The organism is Enterococcus sp. AZ084 (assembly GCF_051714905.1).
Taxonomy (GTDB): Bacteria; Bacillota; Bacilli; order Lactobacillales; family Enterococcaceae; genus Enterococcus_B; species Enterococcus_B pernyi.
The window spans coordinates 778,129-796,302 of the sequence record NZ_JBIOSS010000001.1 but is presented as its reverse complement, the minus strand read 5'-3'; the positions used below and the strand labels follow the sequence as shown (position 1 = coordinate 796,302).

General features: G+C 39.3%; 15 protein-coding genes. 3 read left to right on the top strand and 12 right to left on the bottom strand.

Features of this window, described 5'->3' with window-relative positions:
- Nucleotides 1-51: 51 nt before the first annotated feature.
- From IGI79_RS03740 to IGI79_RS03700, 9 genes are all read right to left on the bottom strand, one after another.
- Nucleotides 52-921, bottom strand: coding sequence for a class II fructose-bisphosphate aldolase (locus IGI79_RS03740; RefSeq protein WP_010736062.1), 870 nt, complete (start codon nt 919-921; stop codon nt 52-54).
- 262 nt (nt 922-1,183) lie between these two features.
- A complete protein-coding gene (locus tag IGI79_RS03735; RefSeq protein ID WP_010736063.1) occupies nt 1,184-2,794 on the bottom strand; it encodes a CTP synthase in 1,611 nt (536 codons plus the stop codon).
- 656 nt (nt 2,795-3,450) lie between these two features.
- Nucleotides 3,451-4,791, bottom strand: coding sequence for a type I glutamate--ammonia ligase (gene glnA / locus IGI79_RS03730; protein WP_010736064.1), 1,341 nt, complete (start codon nt 4,789-4,791; stop codon nt 3,451-3,453).
- A 29-nt stretch (nt 4,792-4,820) separates the two neighbouring features.
- The gene (locus tag IGI79_RS03725) at nt 4,821-5,216 is read right to left on the bottom strand and encodes a MerR family transcriptional regulator (RefSeq protein ID WP_010736065.1); all 396 of its coding nucleotides are present in this window, start codon (nt 5,214-5,216) and stop codon (nt 4,821-4,823) included.
- A 169-nt stretch (nt 5,217-5,385) separates the two neighbouring features.
- The gene (gene hflX, locus IGI79_RS03720) at nt 5,386-6,630 is read right to left on the bottom strand and encodes a GTPase HflX (RefSeq protein ID WP_108145667.1); all 1,245 of its coding nucleotides are present in this window, start codon (nt 6,628-6,630) and stop codon (nt 5,386-5,388) included.
- A gap of 200 nt (nt 6,631-6,830) precedes the next feature.
- Nucleotides 6,831-7,967 (bottom strand): RNA-guided endonuclease InsQ/TnpB family protein, encoded by a 1,137-nt coding sequence (locus IGI79_RS03715; protein WP_065096106.1) that lies wholly within the window; start codon nt 7,965-7,967, stop codon nt 6,831-6,833.
- 430 nt (nt 7,968-8,397) lie between these two features.
- Complete coding sequence (gene miaA, locus IGI79_RS03710) at nt 8,398-9,324, bottom strand: tRNA (adenosine(37)-N6)-dimethylallyltransferase MiaA (RefSeq protein WP_195475897.1); 927 nt, start codon at nt 9,322-9,324, stop codon at nt 8,398-8,400.
- A gap of 7 nt (nt 9,325-9,331) precedes the next feature.
- Entirely contained in the window at nt 9,332-10,066 is a 735-nt protein-coding gene (locus IGI79_RS03705) for a glycerophosphodiester phosphodiesterase (RefSeq protein WP_034689101.1), read from the bottom strand.
- Between the two features lie 134 nt (nt 10,067-10,200).
- Nucleotides 10,201-10,665, bottom strand: coding sequence for a hypothetical protein (locus IGI79_RS03700; RefSeq protein ID WP_371740687.1), 465 nt, complete (start codon nt 10,663-10,665; stop codon nt 10,201-10,203).
- A 243-nt stretch (nt 10,666-10,908) separates the two neighbouring features.
- Here IGI79_RS03700 and clpP point away from each other — a divergent pair, with 243 nt between their 5' ends.
- Nucleotides 10,909-11,502, top strand: coding sequence for an ATP-dependent Clp endopeptidase proteolytic subunit ClpP (gene clpP, locus IGI79_RS03695; protein WP_010736070.1), 594 nt, complete (start codon nt 10,909-10,911; stop codon nt 11,500-11,502).
- Between the two features lie 76 nt (nt 11,503-11,578).
- On the opposite strand, the gene IGI79_RS03690 is transcribed toward clpP, so the two are convergent.
- From IGI79_RS03690 to efrA, 3 genes are all read right to left on the bottom strand, one after another.
- Nucleotides 11,579-12,073, bottom strand: coding sequence for a gamma carbonic anhydrase family protein (locus IGI79_RS03690; RefSeq protein ID WP_019722962.1), 495 nt, complete (start codon nt 12,071-12,073; stop codon nt 11,579-11,581).
- A 73-nt stretch (nt 12,074-12,146) separates the two neighbouring features.
- The gene (gene efrB, locus IGI79_RS03685; protein ID WP_195475899.1) at nt 12,147-13,907 is read right to left on the bottom strand and encodes a multidrug efflux ABC transporter subunit EfrB; all 1,761 of its coding nucleotides are present in this window, start codon (nt 13,905-13,907) and stop codon (nt 12,147-12,149) included.
- Complete coding sequence (efrA, locus tag IGI79_RS03680; protein ID WP_029593997.1) at nt 13,904-15,634, bottom strand: multidrug efflux ABC transporter subunit EfrA; 1,731 nt, start codon at nt 15,632-15,634, stop codon at nt 13,904-13,906. Before efrA ends, efrB begins: the two co-directional genes overlap by 4 nt.
- A 385-nt stretch (nt 15,635-16,019) precedes the next feature.
- Between efrA and IGI79_RS03675 the strand changes: the two genes are divergently transcribed.
- On the top strand, nt 16,020-16,232 hold the full coding sequence (locus IGI79_RS03675; RefSeq protein ID WP_010736074.1) for a DNA-directed RNA polymerase subunit epsilon: 213 nt from the start codon (nt 16,020-16,022) through the stop codon (nt 16,230-16,232).
- A gap of 1 nt (nt 16,233) precedes the next feature.
- Nucleotides 16,234-17,913, top strand: coding sequence for a ribonuclease J1 (rnjA, locus tag IGI79_RS03670; protein ID WP_010736075.1), 1,680 nt, complete (start codon nt 16,234-16,236; stop codon nt 17,911-17,913).
- Nucleotides 17,914-18,174: the final 261 nt, after the last annotated feature.

The window sequence follows — 18,174 nt, the reverse complement described above, 5'->3', positions numbered from 1 at the left end:
GGCACATTGTTCTCTTCTATCAGTTATCTCGTTCGATCTAACTTTTATCGATTATGCTTTGTTAGCAGAACCGAACCAGTCGATATGAGATTCAGCATCTTTAACGATTGCTGCTTTACCTGGTGCTAATAATTTACGAGGGTCAAATCCTTTACCTTCGCGGTCTTTACCAGCTTCGATATATTCACGAGTTGCTGCAGCAAATGATAATTGGAATTCAGTGTTCACATTTACTTTAGAAATACCCATTGAGATAGCTTTTTCGATTTGATCTTGAGGAATACCAGATCCGCCGTGTAATACTAAAGGTACATCTGAACCTACAGCATCAGCAATTGCTTGTAAGTGATCAAATGCTAATCCGCTCCAGTTTTCTGGATATTGACCGTGGATGTTACCAATACCACATGCTAAGTAGTCAATACCTGTTGCTACCATTTGTTTACATTCTTCGATGTCTGCTAATTCGCCTGTTCCGATGATTCCATCTTCTTCTCCACCGATTGAACCAACTTCACACTCAACTGAGATTCCTTTAGCGTGAGCTTTTTCAACAACGTCTCTAGCTAATTTCAAGTTTTCTTCGAATGGTAAATGAGAACCATCGAACATAACTGAAGTATAGCCAACTTCGATACATTCTAATGCAGCATCGTAGTCACCGTGGTCTAAATGGATTGCCACTGGAACAGTGATGTTCATTGATTCAACTAAATTAGTGATCATGTCTTTACATACTTTGTAACCACCCATGTATTTAGCTGCACCCATTGAAGTTTGGATAAGTACTGGTGCTTTTTTAGCTTCAGCTGCTTCTAAGATCGCTTGAGTCCATTCTAAGTTGTTTGTGTTGAACCCGCCGACAGCATAACCGCCTTTACGAGCAGCTTGTAAAAATTCAGCTCCTGATACTACTGGCATAATAAATTCCTCCTAAATTTTGTGAAAACTAAATTTGTTAAGATGATCCTTAACCAACGAACCTATTTTACCAAACATTTCACTAGTTTTCTACTAAAATCAATAAAAATGAAAATTTTCAAGACGCTTTTTTCATTAAATAAATAAAATCCACCGAAATATCGTAGGTAAAAGGTTCTCTATAAACATTTAAAATATTTATTAATAACAATTCTAATAATTTGACACCCGCTGATTTTGACGGATCAATTTCTAGTATTTTTTATTTTGATTCGCGTTCCGTTAACGAAGCACCAACAAATGCTTTGATCAATTTTTGCGGACGGTTCGGACGTGAAATCAATTCTGGATGGAATTGACAACCAACAAAGAATTTCTTATCTGTGATCTCAACGATCTCAACTAAACGATTGTCTGGAGAGACACCTGAGAAGACTAAGCCATGTTCTTCAAATTGTTGACGGTATTTATTGTTGAATTCATAGCGATGACGATGACGTTCTTGAACCACTTCTGCCCCATCATAAGCTGTAGCAGTAGTCGTGCCTTTTTTGACTTTACATGGGTAAAGCCCTAAACGTAATGTTCCACCAAGATTTTCAATGTTTTCTTGATCTGCCATCAAGTCGATGATGTTGTTTGCAGTTTCTGGAATCGTTTCTGCTGAAGCAGCGTCTTCTAGACCTACAACGTTACGTGCAAATTCAACACAAGCCATTTGCATCCCTAAACAAATTCCTAAGAATGGGACATCATTTTCACGCGCATAACGAATGGCTTCGATTTTGCCTTCGATTCCTCGATCACCAAACCCACCTGGTACTAAGATCCCATCGGCCTCTTTCAATCGTTCATCCACATTTTCACTCGTTAACTCATGGGCTTTTACCCAATCCAATTCGATATCCGCATCAAACGCAAAACCTGAGTGTTTCAATGCTTCAACAACTGAGATATACGCATCAGGTAATTCAACATATTTCCCTACTAAAGCAATGCGAACTTTTTTCTTCAAGTTCAAGACACGATTTTCTAATGCTTTCCATTCGGTCATATCTGCTTCTGGTGTTGAAAGCTTCAAATGATCACAAACGATCCGATCCATTCCTTGTGATTGCAATAATAACGGGATTGAATATAGTGTATCTACGTCTGGTGATTCGATTACTGCTTCTGGTTCAACATCACAAAATTGTGCCAATTTATTTTTGACATCTTGAGATACTGGTTGCTCTGTACGCACGACTAAGATGTTTGGTTGGATACCTAATCCACGTAATTCTTTTACGCTGTGTTGTGTTGGTTTAGTTTTCATTTCACCAGCCGCTTTTAAATAAGGAATCAACGTTGTATGGATATACATCACATTGTCAGAGCCAACATCAGCTTTCATTTGACGCAACGCTTCTAAGAATGGCAGTGATTCGATATCCCCAACTGTGCCGCCGACCTCTGTGATAATGATATCTGAGTCAGTCATTTTAGCTGCACGCATGATTTTTTCTTTGATTTCATTCGTAATATGCGGAATCACTTGGACAGTTGCACCTAAGTACTCCCCTTTACGTTCTTTACGTAAGACTTCTGAATAAATTTTTCCTGTCGTCACATTGGAGTATTTGTTCAAGTTGATGTCAATAAAACGTTCGTAGTGGCCTAAGTCCAAATCCGTTTCTGCTCCATCATCTGTAACGAAAACTTCTCCGTGTTGGTATGGACTCATTGTTCCTGGGTCCACGTTGATGTATGGATCAAATTTTTGGATCGTTACTTTCAATCCACGATTTTTCAACAAACGGCCTAAAGATGCTGCTACGATCCCTTTACCAATCGATGAAACCACGCCGCCTGTCACAAAAATGTATTTTGTCATATGTTCAAAAACTCCTTCTTGTTTTATCTGCAGGAAAAGTCTAAGAAAATAAATAAGGCTCCCTATCCTTCTAAAGAATAGGGAGCGTTGATTTCTGTAAACTTCTGACCCTCTAAAAGGGTGCCCAAGGTGTATATTACAAGCTATCTAAACGAAAGTCAAGTATTCAATTACGTTTATACCTACTTGATGGATAAAAGCACTTTCACTGACGTCAATACATTAAGTCCTATGAAACGGAATAAAAATAGTGAAAAAAATATTACTATATATATCGAAATAGTTGGAACAAAAAATCTCATAAACGATCAAATAATCGCTTTATAGGAAAATTTTATTTGGATGTCACCTTTTTTACTCCTTTCCATACTCTATCAAAGCAGGTAATGGGAAAGTTTTCTCAGGATCCACTACAAACGAGCCACAAGGCCAAAAATTCACACTCCAGTGATGAAGAAAAAAAGCGTCTGAGACATTAATCCTCTTGTACCACCTAAAACCGAATAAACGGCAGAAACAGAAGTAACCTCTTTGGAAATAAGGCGCCATCCACAAAAATTTGAAGAACAATTTTCGTGGATGGCGCCTTATTTCTCGAGGCTGAACACTTCTGTCACGACCTCTTCTATACTTTTCTTTGATTTAACGGGATTTTATTAGTAAAGCTCTAAATATTGTTCTCTTTCCCATTCAGAAACGGTTTGTCTAAAGGCTGCCCATTCCAGACGTTTGGCTTCCACAAAGTTTGCAAAGATATGATTGCCTAACGCATCGATCATCACTTTGTCTTTGCGCAATTCTTTGATGGCATTGTGGATCGTTGATGGAAGATCTTGGATTTGCGCTTCTTCACGTTCTTCTTCGTTCATCACGTAGATGTTACGATCAACAGCCGGTGGGGGTGTCAATTCATTACGGATACCATCTAAACCTGCTTGTAATAAAACAGCCATTGCTAGGTATGGGTTCGCTGCTGGATCGACAGAACGTAATTCTAAACGAGTGGATAAACCACGAGATTCCGGTACACGTACCAATGGCGAACGATTACGTCCACTCCATGCCACGTAAACAGGTGCTTCGTAGCCTGGAACTAAACGTTTATAAGAGTTGACCGTCGGATTGCAGACCGCCGTATACGCGCGCGCATGTTTCAGTAAGCCACCTAAGAAATGATACGCAGTTTGACTTAATTCTAGATCTCCGTCTTTATCGTAAAAGGCATTTCCATCTTCATTGAATAAAGACATATTGCAGTGCATTCCAGAACCGTTGATCCCGAATAATGGTTTTGGCATGAAAGTCGCATGCAAGCCATGTTTACGAGCGATGGTTTTCACGACTAATTTAAACGTTTGGATATTGTCACAAGCATCAACGACATCCGCATATTTGAAGTCGATCTCGTGTTGTCCAGGAGCCACTTCATGGTGAGAAGCCTCCACTTCAAAGCCTAAGCTTTCTAATTCCAATACGATATCTCGACGGCAATTTTCGCCTAGATCCGTTGGTGCAAAATCGAAGTAACCACCTTTGTCATTCAACGTCGTAGTGATGCCACCATCTTCATCTAATTTGAACAAGAAGAATTCTGGTTCAGGCCCTAAATTAAATGAGGTAAAGCCAAGTTTTTTCATATCGTTTAATGAACGTTTCAGATTGCCACGAGGGTCACCAGCAAATGGAGTACCATCTGGATTATAAATGTCACAAATCAGGCGCGCCACTTTGCCGTGGTCGCTTTCCCATGGGAAAATCATCCAAGTAGAAAGATCAGGATACAAGTACATATCACTTTCTTCGATTCTGACAAATCCTTCAATCGAAGAACCATCAAACATCATTTTATTCTCAAGTACTTTGTCGATTTGACTCACTGGAACTTCAACATTTTTGATTGTTCCTAATATATCTGTAAACATCAAACGTAAAAAGCGTACGTTCTCATCCTCAATGATTCGTTTAATTTCTTCGCCTGTGATTTGTTTCTTTACCATGGTATCCCTCTTTCTTTTTTTTATTTCATTCAGTCAAAGTATTGACGTTGTTGCAAGCCTTGTGACTGATAATGTCCTGTTTTGGCTAACCCGCCTTGAGCTAATATCTCATCACGGAAAATTTGACGAACGTCGTGATCGGTCAGCGGTTTTTTACTTTTTTCTTCTTGTTTTTTCGCCTGTGCCATTTCATAGACCCGTTTGATTCCAGCCATATTCAATCCTTCTGAAAGATAATCCTTGATTTCTAATAGAATATCGATATCATTCAATGAATACATGCGTCGATTTCCTTCACTTCGCTCGGGATGAACAAATTCCTGTTCTTCATAATACCTGATTTGTCGAGCAGTCAAGTCTGTTAGTTTCATAACTGTACCAATTGGAAATACTGACATTGAACGACGTAATTCCTTTTCTCCCATCTGACGTCTCCTTTCGTCCTATCAATTGAATAAAGTATACCAATCACAAAAAAGACTGTCAACCTCTCATGTTAGGTTTTCTTACATAGGGAGCAGTTTTTTTTATAAAAAAACTTGATCCACTTCTATATGAAGTCGATCAAGCTCGTTTTTTCTTATTATTTCATTTTTAAAATAACTCATCTTTTTTTAGCCATTTTGAATTTTTATTCGCAAACCCACGTACTTCATAGCTATTTTGTTCTTCAATGAAGTGTTCATCTAATACAAGTGTCTGCCGTCTCAACTCACTTAATGTTTGTCCTTGATCACTCGGCACAATTTTCGTATAAGGAAGCATCAACTCCATCAATTGCCGTTTGATGGCCTCGATCAAGCGTTCTTTCCCCTCTTGTGTCTGAGCAGAAATCAAGACATTCGGAAATAAAGTCGGTGTAAATCCTGCTGTGTCGATCTGGTCTGATTTATTATAGACAGTCAATACAGGCATTTCTTTCATATCTAACTCGTCCATCAACTTTAAAACTGTTTGTTCTTGCAAGATTCGATCAGAAGAACTTGCATCGACAACATGAAGCAAGAGATCCATCCCTTGACTTTCTTCAAGGGTTGAATGGAACGCATCAATCAACTGGGTGGGCAGATCTTGGATAAAACCAACGGTATCCGTTACAGTCAATTCGAATCCTTCCGCAAAACGCCATTTTTTCGTCAGCGGATCAAGGGTGGCAAATAGTTGATCTTTCGCATATGATTCAGCTTGCGTCAATAAATTAAGGATTGTTGATTTACCCGCATTTGTGTAACCGATCAAACCAATTTGAAACACTTCGCTACTTTGTCTTTTTTGCCGATTACGTTCTCGATGGGCCTCCACTGCTTTTAGCTCTCTTTTTACGCCTAAGATCTTGTTGCGGATATGCCGACGATCCGTTTCCAGTTTCGTTTCTCCTGGTCCCCTTGTACCGATCCCACCACCAAGACGAGAAAGCGACTCACCTTGTCCAGCGAGACGAGGTAGTAGGTATTGCAATTGCGCCAATTCGACTTGCAGTTTCCCTTCTTTAGATCGCGCACGCATCGCAAAGATATCCAAGATCAATTGGACTCGATCAATGACCGGCGCCCCTACCGCATCGGTAATCAGCTGACTTTGACGCGGAGTCAATTCGTGGTTGAATATGACAAGATCTGCCTCGTAAGCATCTGCTAATTGGGTCAATTCTTGAAGCTTTCCTTTACCGATCAGCGTTTGCCGATCTACTTGAGGGCGCTTTTGCGTGAGTCTATATACGACTTCACCAGCTGCTGTATCGATCAATTGTTCCAATTCTTTCATTGATTCAGCAAAATATCGCTGATTTTCTTCCGTTTCTACACCAACAATGATTACTTTTTCTTTTGCTTCTTTCACGCGCTCACCGTTGCCAAAAATCTATAAATATTTCTAACCAACTATCAAAGTTGTCAGATTGATGTTTATTTCCTGTTTCTACGTGTCCGATTTTGCCACTTCCTCGCTACTCTCGTTTGTTCTAACACTCCACAGGCGTCAATTCGGATACAACGAATCCTACCTACTCTATGTTTTTCGTTTCAGTAGAAGCTCGTAGATCAAGCAATATAACTAGCTAAATTTAAACTTGCATGATAATCTCTATCCGCTGTATATCCGCATTCTTCACAATGATAGGTGCGGTCAGACAATTTCAAGTCTACTTTCTTATGCCCACATTCATGGCATAGTTTGGAGCTTGGATAGAATCGATCTGCTTCTACTAATTCAATTCCATACCCTTCACATTTATATTGAAGTTGGCGTTTGAACTCATAGAATTTTTGTTGTGCAACTGATTTCGCTAGATGCTTATTCTTCATCATTCCTCTTACATTCAATGTTTCGATAACGATTTTTGATGGTTTGGTTTTCACGATCTCTGTCGTTGTTTGATGGATGTAGTTCTGACGAATATTTGCTAGTTTTCGATGTGTATACCGAATTTCCTTTTCTAATTTATAGATGTTACACGTTTTGACAAATCGGTTTCCCTCCTTATTCATCTCGTATTTTCGAGAAACTGTACGCTGTAACCGACGTAGTCGTTTCTCAATTTTTTTCACTTTTTTTGTTTTATTAATATTTTGGTAGACTCTTCCATTGGAAACAGTCGCTAAGTCTTTGATACCCAGGTCAATTCCCAGTATCTCACCTGTTAAGTTCTGTTCTAACTTCTCTTTTTCAATCCCCACTGAAAGATACCAGTACTTGCCATCAAAACTAATTCGTGGATTAAAATACTTTGTATTCCTTGGGAGTTGTTCGCTGGTTTTCACCCAACCAATTTTTTCAAGTAAAACTGATTTTGCTTTCACTTTCAGCTTGAAGTTGTCATTGTAAAAAGCTGGTTTCGTCTTCTTCCTTGACTTCAACCTTGGCTTTTCAGCCTTTAAACGACTTTTGCCTGTCCTACCACCAAACCATTTTTTGTAGGCATCGCAAGCATCTTTTACTGCCTGTTTCGCAATGTTGTTGGAAACATCGTTCAGCCAACCATACTTAGGACGTTTTTTGATTTTAGTAATATGCTTTCGTAAATGATTGTTGGCGATAAATTTCCCGCCAAATCGATGGTTCATTTCTTGCATCTTTAGTGTCCAGTTAAATATCCAGCGAGCTGTTCCGCTTGATTGCCACAATTGTTTTTCTTGCTCTTTCGTCGGGCGTAGCCTTATTTTCCTGGCCCGTATCATCTTCCATCAACTCCTAAATCATTTTCTTCGCTATTTCTCCGTTGGTCATTCGATCTATCAACTGATTTAACACTTGGGATATCCTCATGCAATCATGTAAGTTTTTACATTCTCAATCTGACGTTCTAAGTCATCTTTTTGTTTGAACTGCCTCTACAATAGCCAATAGTTCTTCGCTTAGGTTGCTTTCTTTCAGCGATTCCTAAAATTGATTTCGTTGTTCTTCAGAATAATAACGAGTACCACCTTGCAAAACATGAGCAGGTGTCAATCCACCTTTTTTATCCTAGTTTCTTAAGGTTTGTGGTGTTACGCCTCTTTGTTTTCCTAATTCTCCTATTGAATACATAGTCATCGTTTTCACCCCAATATGAGCATCCTACATATCGATAATAAAGACTATATATTTATAGATTTTTATAGATACTAGTTAACTGTTGTTAGCCTCTTTTAACCAACCTTCGATGGCACTTTCGATGTTTGCAAGATCTGTCGGTTCTTTTAATAGATCAAACCAATTCGCCGTCAAACGATTACGAAACCAAGTCAGTTGTCGTTTGGCATAGCGCCGAGAGTTCAATTTGATTTGTTCGACTGCCTCATCTAGAGTGATGTTTTCTTCAAAATAAGGAAAGAATTCTTTATAGCCGATCCCTTGACTGGCTTGAACCGCCCCTAATTCATAGACCTTTCTTGCTTCTGCAATCAATCCCTCTGTGAGCATTTGATCCACTCGTTGGTTGATTCTACTATAAAGGAACTCACGCTCCGTATCCAGACCGACCATATAATAATCATACAAGCACTCAGGTCTATCTTTCGGTGCCATGATACTATAGCCTGTTGTCTCAAATACTTCTAATGCGCGAATCACTTTTCGCTGATTATTCCAATGGATTTTCCCCGCTGCAAGCGGATCGCGTTCATTCAAATAAGCCCAAAGTTTTTCTTTTCCTAGTTCTTCAGCCATTTTTTCATATTTCTCTCGAACAGTAGCATCCGTTTCTTCATTTGCTCCTAATTGAAAATCGTACAATAACGATTGAATATATAAACCGGTGCCACCAACGATGATCGGCAAATGTCCTCTTTCGGTGATTTCCTTGATCAACTTGCGACCTGCCTGTTGAAAATCCGCTGCCGAATACTGCTGGTCTGGCTCGATCACATCAATCAAATGATGAGGAATCCCCATCATTTCAGTTGGCTTGATTTTTGCCGTACCGATATCCAGATGTTTATAAATTTGTAAGGAATCTCCACTGATGATCTCGCCGTTGAATTTTTGGGCAAGTGTCACACTTAACGCTGTTTTACCAACTGCTGTGGGTCCTACGATCACTAATACTTTTTCCATATGGCTCCTACTTTTTCATTAATTGTTTAACATACCAAGCACGTTCAGGAAAGTCTGTGATGAGTGCATCCACAGGTTCCTTTAATCCTCTTTCAAGCTCTTCTGTCGTATTGACTGTCCAAAGACGAATACGCTTAGGAAACTCCTGTATTTCCTGAGGATGCGCAAATGCCCAAGTTGCTTTAGGGTGAAGACCTTCAATAAAAGGTAAGGTCTTAGCTAGATCTAATTTTTTCATTGAATCACTCATTAAAAGATCCAGTTGTGCGTCTGGTTCGATGACGGATAAACGTTCTAAGGAACGAAGGTTGAAACTACAATAAGCATGACGAAACGGCCACTCATTTTTTGTCATAAGTTCAGATACTTGTGCTTCGATCCCTTCATACTCATACTTGTCCGTTTTGATTTCGATCATCAATGTTCCTCGATAATTTTTTTGGAGAAGTAGCGAGAGTACTTCTTTTAGCGCAGGGATTTTCGCTGCTGGGAAATCTTTACTAAACCAACTGCCTGCATTCAATTTTTTCAGCTCTTCGAGAGTCTTTTCTCGAACAAGGCCTTTGCCATTGGTTGTTCGATCAACGGTTTCATCATGGATAACAATCAGTTGACCGTCCTTACTAAGATGGACATCTAGCTCGATCCCATCCGCCCCCACTCTTACTGCTTCAGAAAAGGCGGGCAATGTATTTTCCGGATGGGTTCCTTTACTTCCTCGATGTGCATAAATCTGTACCATAGTCCTCACTCCGATCATCCCTATTTTACCACAGGAACAAAAAAGAAAAAGCTTGGACTCGTTGTAAGTGCCCAAACTTTTACTTTATCAAAATGTTTAGTTTCTCTTATCCTTGAGTAAACAATATGTTTTGTTTAGCTCCACACATCATCTTTTGAGAAAAAGCCGATTGGTTGTCTCGTTGTATTTTTCAACTGGGATTTTTTCTCATTGATCATTGCGGTCAAATTATCTGTGAAATTTTCCAAAATGACACGCCCACCTTTGTAAGCATAGCCGCCGATCTTCATCGTTTCATCCGGTGAAAGAATCACTTTACGATGAGCGATATTTTGGAATAATTCATCTAAAATATAATTTGGTAAATAAAAATTATTTTGTGCAGAAAATGATTGCAAATACGCAAAGTCATCGATTGTGATATAACAATCGTCAAAAGCATCAAAGCTGACATATTCTTCCAACAAGCTCGCACGCTTTTGGAGAATCTCATTGATTTTTTTATTTAATTGATTCAGTGTTTCGATTTCTTTGACTTTCAGTTCCAATTCGCGTCTACGTTGCTCTTTATTCTCAAGATGACGCATTTGGATCGCCATCCCTAAGTAGACTAAGATCGCTCCTACTAATACACCGATAAAACCTGTGATAGCAATTACCAATTACGGTTCCTCCTTCTTATTGATTTCTTTTTTATCATAACATAAACTCACTTTATGAGACTAGCTCTCGGAAAGTTTTTTCATTTGACCTTTATTGACCAAAAATGTATACTACTTTGTAGGTAATCAAAATCAATTTATGTTACACTATTTCTAAACAAATCAAGGAGGAACCTTATTATGAATTTAATTCCTACAGTTATTGAACAATCCTCACGTGGGGAAAGAGCCTACGATATTTACTCACGTTTATTGAAAGACCGCATCATCATGTTGAGTGGACAAGTAACAGATGATCTAGCAAACTCAATCATCGCACAATTGCTATTTCTAGATGCACAAGATTCTGAAAAAGACATTTACATCTATATCAACTCACCTGGTGGTTCTGTGACTGCTGGAATGGCCATCTATGACACAATGAATTTTGTCAAAGCAGATGTCCAAACAATCGTTATGGGGATGGCTGCTTCAATGGGAAGTTTCTTATTGACTGCCGGAACAAAAGGAAAACGATTTGCTTTACCAAATGCTGAAATCATGATCCACCAACCACTTGGTGGCGCACAAGGACAAGCAACAGAAATCGAGATCGCTGCACGTCATATCTTACAAACCCGCGAACGTTTGAATAAAATCTTAGCGGAACGTACTGGTCAACCAATCGAAGTGATTGAAAAAGACACAGATCGTGACAACTATATGACTGCTGAACAAGCCAAAGCATATGGCTTGATCGATGAAGTCATGGAAAACAGTGCTTCATTAAGCTAATCAACCTATCAAGATCAAAAAAGAAGGCCTTCATCCTTGGATGACAGACCTTCTTTTTTTGCTGTAAAAACATGTGTTAAAACGATTGTTGCCATTCTTTGAAGAATCCATCTGCATGTTTTTGTCCCATTTCGATATAATGCGTGATATTCTGTTTATTTTTTTGGATTTCTTCTTCTGTTAACGGACGGATTACCTTGGCTGGTCGACCAAAAGCTAAAACATTCGGTGGGATGATTTTTCCTTCTGTCACAAGTGAGCCTGCTCCGATCAAACTATTCTCACCGATGACTGCATGGTTCAAAACAGTTGCTCCCATACCGATCAACGCACCCTTTTCGATTTTACAACCATGCAGCATACATTGGTGTCCGACTGTGACATTTTCAGCAATTTCTACTGGGGCATCATGATCAACGTGTATGACTGTTCCGTCTTGTATATTGGTTCCTTTACCGATCTTGATCCAATTGCTGTCGCCACGAACCACTGCTTGGTACCAAACTGTGACATCTTCTCCTAATTCTACATCACCGATAACCGTTGCATTATCTGCTATAAACCTTGCCATCTTTTTCCCTCTTTTCATTTATTGAAGAAAAAAGGTCCTAGAAGGCTGTTCGCCCCTAGAAACCCGCTTTTCATTATTCCGCTGCTTCAGCAAATTGGCTGTTATAAAGTTTCTCATAGAAACCGCCTTTTGCTAATAAACTTTCATGTGTTCCTTTTTCAATGATTTGACCTTGATCCATCACTAAGATCAGATCGGCTTCACGGATCGTTGATAGACGGTGAGCGATCACAAAACTCGTTCGTCCTTCCATCACTTTATCCATTGCTTTTTGGATCAACGCTTCAAGTCTCGTATCAACGGAACTAGTCGCCTCATCCAGAATCAATATCTTCGGATCGGAAACAACCGCACGAGCAATCGTCAGCAATTGTTTTTGTCCCAACGAGACATTATCTCCTTCTGAATTGATCTCCATTTCATAACCATCAGGCATCGTTCGGATAAAATGATCGACATTCGCTGTTTTCGCTGCATCAACGATCTCATAATCCGTTGCATCTAATTTACCAAAACGAATGTTGTCGGCAATCGTTCCTTCGTACAACCAAGCATCTTGCAGTACCATCCCAAACATGGAACGAACATCACTTCGGCTCATCGCTTTCGTATCAATACCATCAATTTTGATCGCGCCATGCGTCACATCATAAAAACGCATCAATAAGTTGATCAATGTTGTTTTCCCAGCGCCCGTCGGTCCGACAACTGCCACCATTTGTCCAGCTTTCACCTCAAAGTTCAAGTCTTGGATCAAAGGTTTCTTCGGATCATAAGCAAAATCGACATGTTCAAACGAAACATTTCCATGGATCGTTTCTGGCAAAGGAACATCGGTCTTGTTTTCTTTTTCCTCAGGTTCATCTAAAATCTCAAATACCCGTTTCGTGGCTGCGGATGCACTTTGCAATACGGAAGATAATTGCGTCACATTACCCATTGGTTGGCTGATTTGCCAAATATATTGGATAAAGGCTTGTAATTGCCCAACCACAATGACTCCAGAAATTACATAAAAGCTTCCCAAAACTGCCATACCGATATACGTAGCGTAGGCAGTTAATTGTACTAACGGCATCATCAATCCAGAAATAAAGGCTGCTCGAAACCCAAAATGTTTCAAGCTATGGTTGACCTTATGAAATCCTTCAAATGTTTCTTTCTCACGACCGTATACTTTTAACACACTGAATCCAGTCATGTTTTCCTGAACATAGCCATTTAATTCACCTAAAGAATTTTGCATTTCTTGGAAATATTTTTGAGAAGCATTGATCACTCGTTTAGATATCCAAATTGACGCCGGAATCATGATCATTGAAATCAACGCCATGACCGGTTGGATATAAAACATCATCGCTGCTGCCATCGTGATGCCCAAAATAGCATTGACAATACCGATAAAGGCTTGTTGCAAGGCGCCACTAACTGCATCTACGTCATTCGTCACACGAGATAAAATATTCCCTTGTTGATTTTTATCGAAATAAGAAACCGGCAAACGATTGATTTTTTCTTCAATATCTCTACGCAAGTCTTTCATGGCGCTTTGAACAACATTTGTCATCAATACACCAGAAAGTAATTGAGAGATACAATAACCTGTACCCACCACCGCGATCCAAATCAAACAGTTGATGATATAAGAAAAATTGATTGCCTCATTATTCACTAGATTTTTGCTGATTTCTGTTGTTGGAAGCCCGACGACATAAGGCAATGCCGCATTGAAAGCCACCGTTAACACTGTAAATAGCAGTACTAAGGTAAACGTCAAACGATAAGGACGGATATAGCGAGCTAAACGTTTAAAAGAAGCGAAGGTTTTTTTCATGCTAGTTCCTCCTTCGATAATTGAGAAGCGGCAATGTCGTAATAAATCGGACAATTTTCTAGTAGTTCACGATGTGTGCCCATACCTACTACTTCTCCTTCATTTAATACGATGATCTTATCGGCGTGCATGATCGTACCCACACGTTGGGCAACAATCAATACGGTTGATTCAGTTGTTTCTTTTTTCAATCTTGCACGAAGTTTTGCATCCGTTTGATAATCAAGTGCTGAAAAACTATCATCGAAAATATAGATTTCTGGTCGGCGGATGATTGCCCGAGCAATGGCTAACCTTTGTTTCTGCCCACCTGAGAAGTTTGCGCCCCCTTCAGAAAGATGTTCATCATAACCGTCCGCTTTTTTAGAAATAAAATCAGTCGCCTGCGCAATATCAGCCGCACGTTCCATTTCCTCTTGCGTTGCATCTTCTTTTCCGTATCTCAAGTTTTCAGCGATCGTCCCAGTAAACAATAGTGCTTTCTGTGGAATAAACCCGATTTTTTGTCTTAGTTTACTCAACTTGTACTTACGCACATCTACACCGTCAATTAGGATCTCACCATGCGTAACATCATAAAAACGTGGAATCAATTGGATCAATGTAGACTTCCCACTACCTGTACTACCAATAAATGCCACTGTTTCACCAGGTGAAGCAGTAAAGCTGACGTTACGGATCACTGGTTCTTGCGAGTGTCCAGGGTACGCGAAGGTCACATTTTTAAATTCAATGTAGCCTTTCGTTTTTGTTTCCGATATGCCATTTGGATCTTCAACAATAGCAGGAGTAGCATTTAAAGCTTCTTGGATACGACTAGCAGAGACTGCTGCTCGTGGATACATCATAAACACACTCGCAAACAACATAAATGAAAACAACGCGTGGAAAATATATTCAATAAAAGCAATTAGATTCCCTACTTGCAACTGTCCATCTGCAATTTGTAGCGTACCACTCCAAATAATCAAAATCATCACGATATTGAATAAAAAGAAAAAGCCAGGTTGGGCAACTGCCATTAAGCGAAAGAGACTTTTAGAACTTGAAGCATAGTTTTCGTTGACTTTTTCAAATCTTTTTTCTTCGAATTTTTCATTTACAAACGCGCGGATAACGCGTAGACCTGATAGGTTTTCACGTAAGATACTATTGATTCTGTCTAAATTCTTTTGTTGGATTTTTGATAAAGGTTCAGAAAATTTAGCAATCCCAACAACAGCTAATAATAAGAATGGCAATGCACCAATCACGTATAAACCAAGAGATGGACTTGTTCGCATAACCATATACAAACTAACAACAAACATCATCGGTGCCATAAAACCGATTCTTAAAATATTTTGTAGAAACAACATGATTTGATACGCATCATTGGTCGTACGAGTGATCAATGATGATACGCCTAGTGTTTCATATTCTTGATGTGAATACGTTTGGATATGTTTGAACAGATCATCACGAATGTCTGCAACGATATTCGTCGTGATCCTTGACCCAAAATAACCTAAAAATATATTCATTATGATCCCGATCACAGTGATCACGATCATCAATAGTCCTTGTTGTTTCACATAGTCAAAATCATCGTTGAGGATTCCAACATCGATCATGCGTGCTAAAATAGTTGGTAGACCTAGTTCGATCAGAATAAAACCGAACACACAAATAAAATTCAACACCAAATATTTTTTGTAGCGCATGGTGTAATGCCACATTAACTTCACTTTATCATCTCCTTTAAATATTCTATCTTGCCATTACTTTCAATAGTAGCACAATCTACTACTTTATAGAACACTACATTTTTTAAAAAGAAATTTTTCTGAAAAATATTTTCTCTTCGTACGTTTTTTTCATTTTACAGTGACCGTTTTCTATACTTATCTCTTGATTTATGCTAGAATAGCAATTAACTATTGTATGTTTCATACAGAGGATCCGAGTAAAAAATATTCCAATTGGATAAGCAAATGCGAGGCTTGTCTCTTTAAGGAGAATCAAGTATTTTTCTTAAAGTATAAAAAAACACAGGTGGCTTGTCCCCTCGTTTTGTGTTGTCCAAAAAATACGCTAAATTACTGCTTTAAGCAGATAAAGGAGACATAAACCATGATTTACAAAGTTTATTATCAAGAGTCAAAAATCCGTAACCCAAAACGTGAAGAAACACAATCGCTATACATCGAAGCAAACAGCGATGTTGAAGCACGCCAACGAGTGGAAGAAAATACCCCATACAATATCGAATTCGTACAACTTCTAGAAGGTAACCATCTAGAATACGAAAAAGAAAACCCAGCATTCACATTAGTGGAGTTTTAAGATGAAACTTTCCATCAAAAATAATGAGACAGGCGTCTTTGCGATTGGTGGATTAGGTGAAATCGGGAAAAATACGTATGGGGTACAATTCCAAGATGAAATCATTATCATCGACGCTGGAATCAAGTTTCCAGAAGATGAACTGCTTGGCATTGACTACGTCATTCCTGATTACAACTATATCGTACAAAACATACACAAAATCAAAGCATTAGTAATCACTCATGGACACGAAGACCATATTGGTGGGATACCTTATTTATTAAAGCAAGCAAATATCCCGATCTACGCTGGCCCTCTAGCTTTAGCTTTGATCACAAATAAACTGGACGAACATGGCTTACTTCGTGACGCTGTGCTAAATGAAATCAATGAAGACACTGTGATCCGTTTCAGAAAAACATCCGTCAGCTTTTTCCGAACGACCCATAGTATTCCGGATGCTTTAGGTGTGGTTGTCAAAACACCTTCTGGTAACATCGTGGCTACTGGAGATTTCAAATTCGATTTTACACCTGTAGGAGAACCAGCAAATTTGCATAAAATGGCTCGTATCGGAGAAGAAGGCGTTCTTTGCCTCCTTTCAGATAGTACCAATGCAGAGATTCCAACGTTTACGAAATCAGAAAAAACGATTGGCCTTTCTATTTTGAAAATATTTGAGAAAATCGAAGGTCGGATCATTTTTGCTAGCTTTGCTTCCAATATCTTCCGTCTACAACAAGCAGCGGAAGCCGCTGTAGCAACGGGTAGAAAAATTGCTGTTTTCGGGCGTAGTATGGAAAATGCGATCGTCAACGGACAACGTCTCGGCTACATCAAAGTGCCTGACGGTACCTTTGTCGATGCGCATGAAATCAATCGTTTGCCTGCAAATGAAACAATGATCCTATGTACAGGTTCGCAAGGTGAACCAATGGCTGCATTGAGCCGCATTGCGAATGGTACCCATCGTCAAATCCAAATCCAACCAGATGATACGGTGATTTTTTCTAGCTCACCGATCCCAGGTAATACAACAAGTGTGAACCACTTGATCAACTTATTGTCTGAAGCTGGTGCTGAAGTAATTCATGGAAAAATCAATAATATCCACACATCTGGTCATGGTGGTCAAGAAGAACAAAAATTGATGCTTCGTTTGATGAAGCCAAAATATTTTGTACCGGTGCATGGTGAGTTTCGGATGTTGAAGATCCATGCCTCTCTTGCACAAGACACAGGTGTACCAGCTGAGAATTGTTTTATCATGGAAAACGGTGATGTATTAGCATTGACAAGTGATTCTGCTCGTTTAGCTGGAAAATTCGTCGCTGGCGATGTGTATATCGATGGCAGTGGAATCGGTGATATCGGTAATGTTGTTTTACGAGATCGTCATTTACTTTCAGAAGAAGGACTCGTTCTTGCAGTGACAACTGTCGATATCAAGAAAAAAGAGATTCTAGCTGGACCAGATATCCTTTCTCGTGGCTTCGTCTATATGCGTGAATCAGGGGATATGATCAATGAAGCACAACGTATTTTGTTCCACGCATTGCGTGATGTGCTAAATGCCCCCGACTGTTCGGAGCATAAATTAAAAGAAGCGATGGTCGGTGCATTACAACCTTACTTGTTCGATCGTACAGAAAGACATCCAATGATCATCCCTATGGTGATGACACCGGATCAAAACTAACTTAAAACCGAGGTTGCGACATAAGTGTTCAACCTCGATAAACAAGGCGCCAGCCACGAAATTTGTTCTTCAAATTTTTGTAGCTGGCGCCTTGTTTATCGAAGCGGTTCTTCTGTTCCCGCCGTTTATTCGGTTTTAGGTGGTGAGAACTAATGTCCTACTCCCAGATTTTTATAGAAAAAAAAGCGAGACCCACAAAAATGTGAAAGAACAATTTTTGTGGGTCTCATCTTATTTTTCGAGGGAAACACGTTGGTTTCA

What these genes read in the sequence shown, in the direction of transcription:
- IGI79_RS03740 (WP_010736062.1), bottom strand. Translation starts at nt 921, where the DNA reads ATGCCAGTAGTATCAGGAGCTGAATTTTTACAAGCTGCTCGTAAAGGC.
- IGI79_RS03735 (WP_010736063.1), bottom strand. Translation starts at nt 2,794, where the DNA reads ATGACAAAATACATTTTTGTGACAGGCGGCGTGGTTTCATCGATTGGT.
- glnA (WP_010736064.1), bottom strand. Translation starts at nt 4,791, where the DNA reads ATGGTAAAGAAACAAATCACAGGCGAAGAAATTAAACGAATCATTGAG.
- IGI79_RS03725 (WP_010736065.1), bottom strand. Translation starts at nt 5,216, where the DNA reads ATGGGAGAAAAGGAATTACGTCGTTCAATGTCAGTATTTCCAATTGGT.
- IGI79_RS03715 (WP_065096106.1), bottom strand. Translation starts at nt 7,967, where the DNA reads ATGATACGGGCCAGGAAAATAAGGCTACGCCCGACGAAAGAGCAAGAA.
- miaA (WP_195475897.1), bottom strand. Translation starts at nt 9,324, where the DNA reads ATGGAAAAAGTATTAGTGATCGTAGGACCCACAGCAGTTGGTAAAACA.
- IGI79_RS03705 (WP_034689101.1), bottom strand. Translation starts at nt 10,066, where the DNA reads ATGGTACAGATTTATGCACATCGAGGAAGTAAAGGAACCCATCCGGAA.
- IGI79_RS03700 (WP_371740687.1), bottom strand. Translation starts at nt 10,665, where the DNA reads ATGGCGATCCAAATGCGTCATCTTGAGAATAAAGAGCAACGTAGACGC.
- clpP (WP_010736070.1), top strand. Translation starts at nt 10,909, where the DNA reads ATGAATTTAATTCCTACAGTTATTGAACAATCCTCACGTGGGGAAAGA.
- IGI79_RS03690 (WP_019722962.1), bottom strand. Translation starts at nt 12,073, where the DNA reads ATGGCAAGGTTTATAGCAGATAATGCAACGGTTATCGGTGATGTAGAA.
- efrB (WP_195475899.1), bottom strand. Translation starts at nt 13,907, where the DNA reads ATGAAAAAAACCTTCGCTTCTTTTAAACGTTTAGCTCGCTATATCCGT.
- IGI79_RS03675 (WP_010736074.1), top strand. Translation starts at nt 16,020, where the DNA reads ATGATTTACAAAGTTTATTATCAAGAGTCAAAAATCCGTAACCCAAAA.
- rnjA (WP_010736075.1), top strand. Translation starts at nt 16,234, where the DNA reads ATGAAACTTTCCATCAAAAATAATGAGACAGGCGTCTTTGCGATTGGT.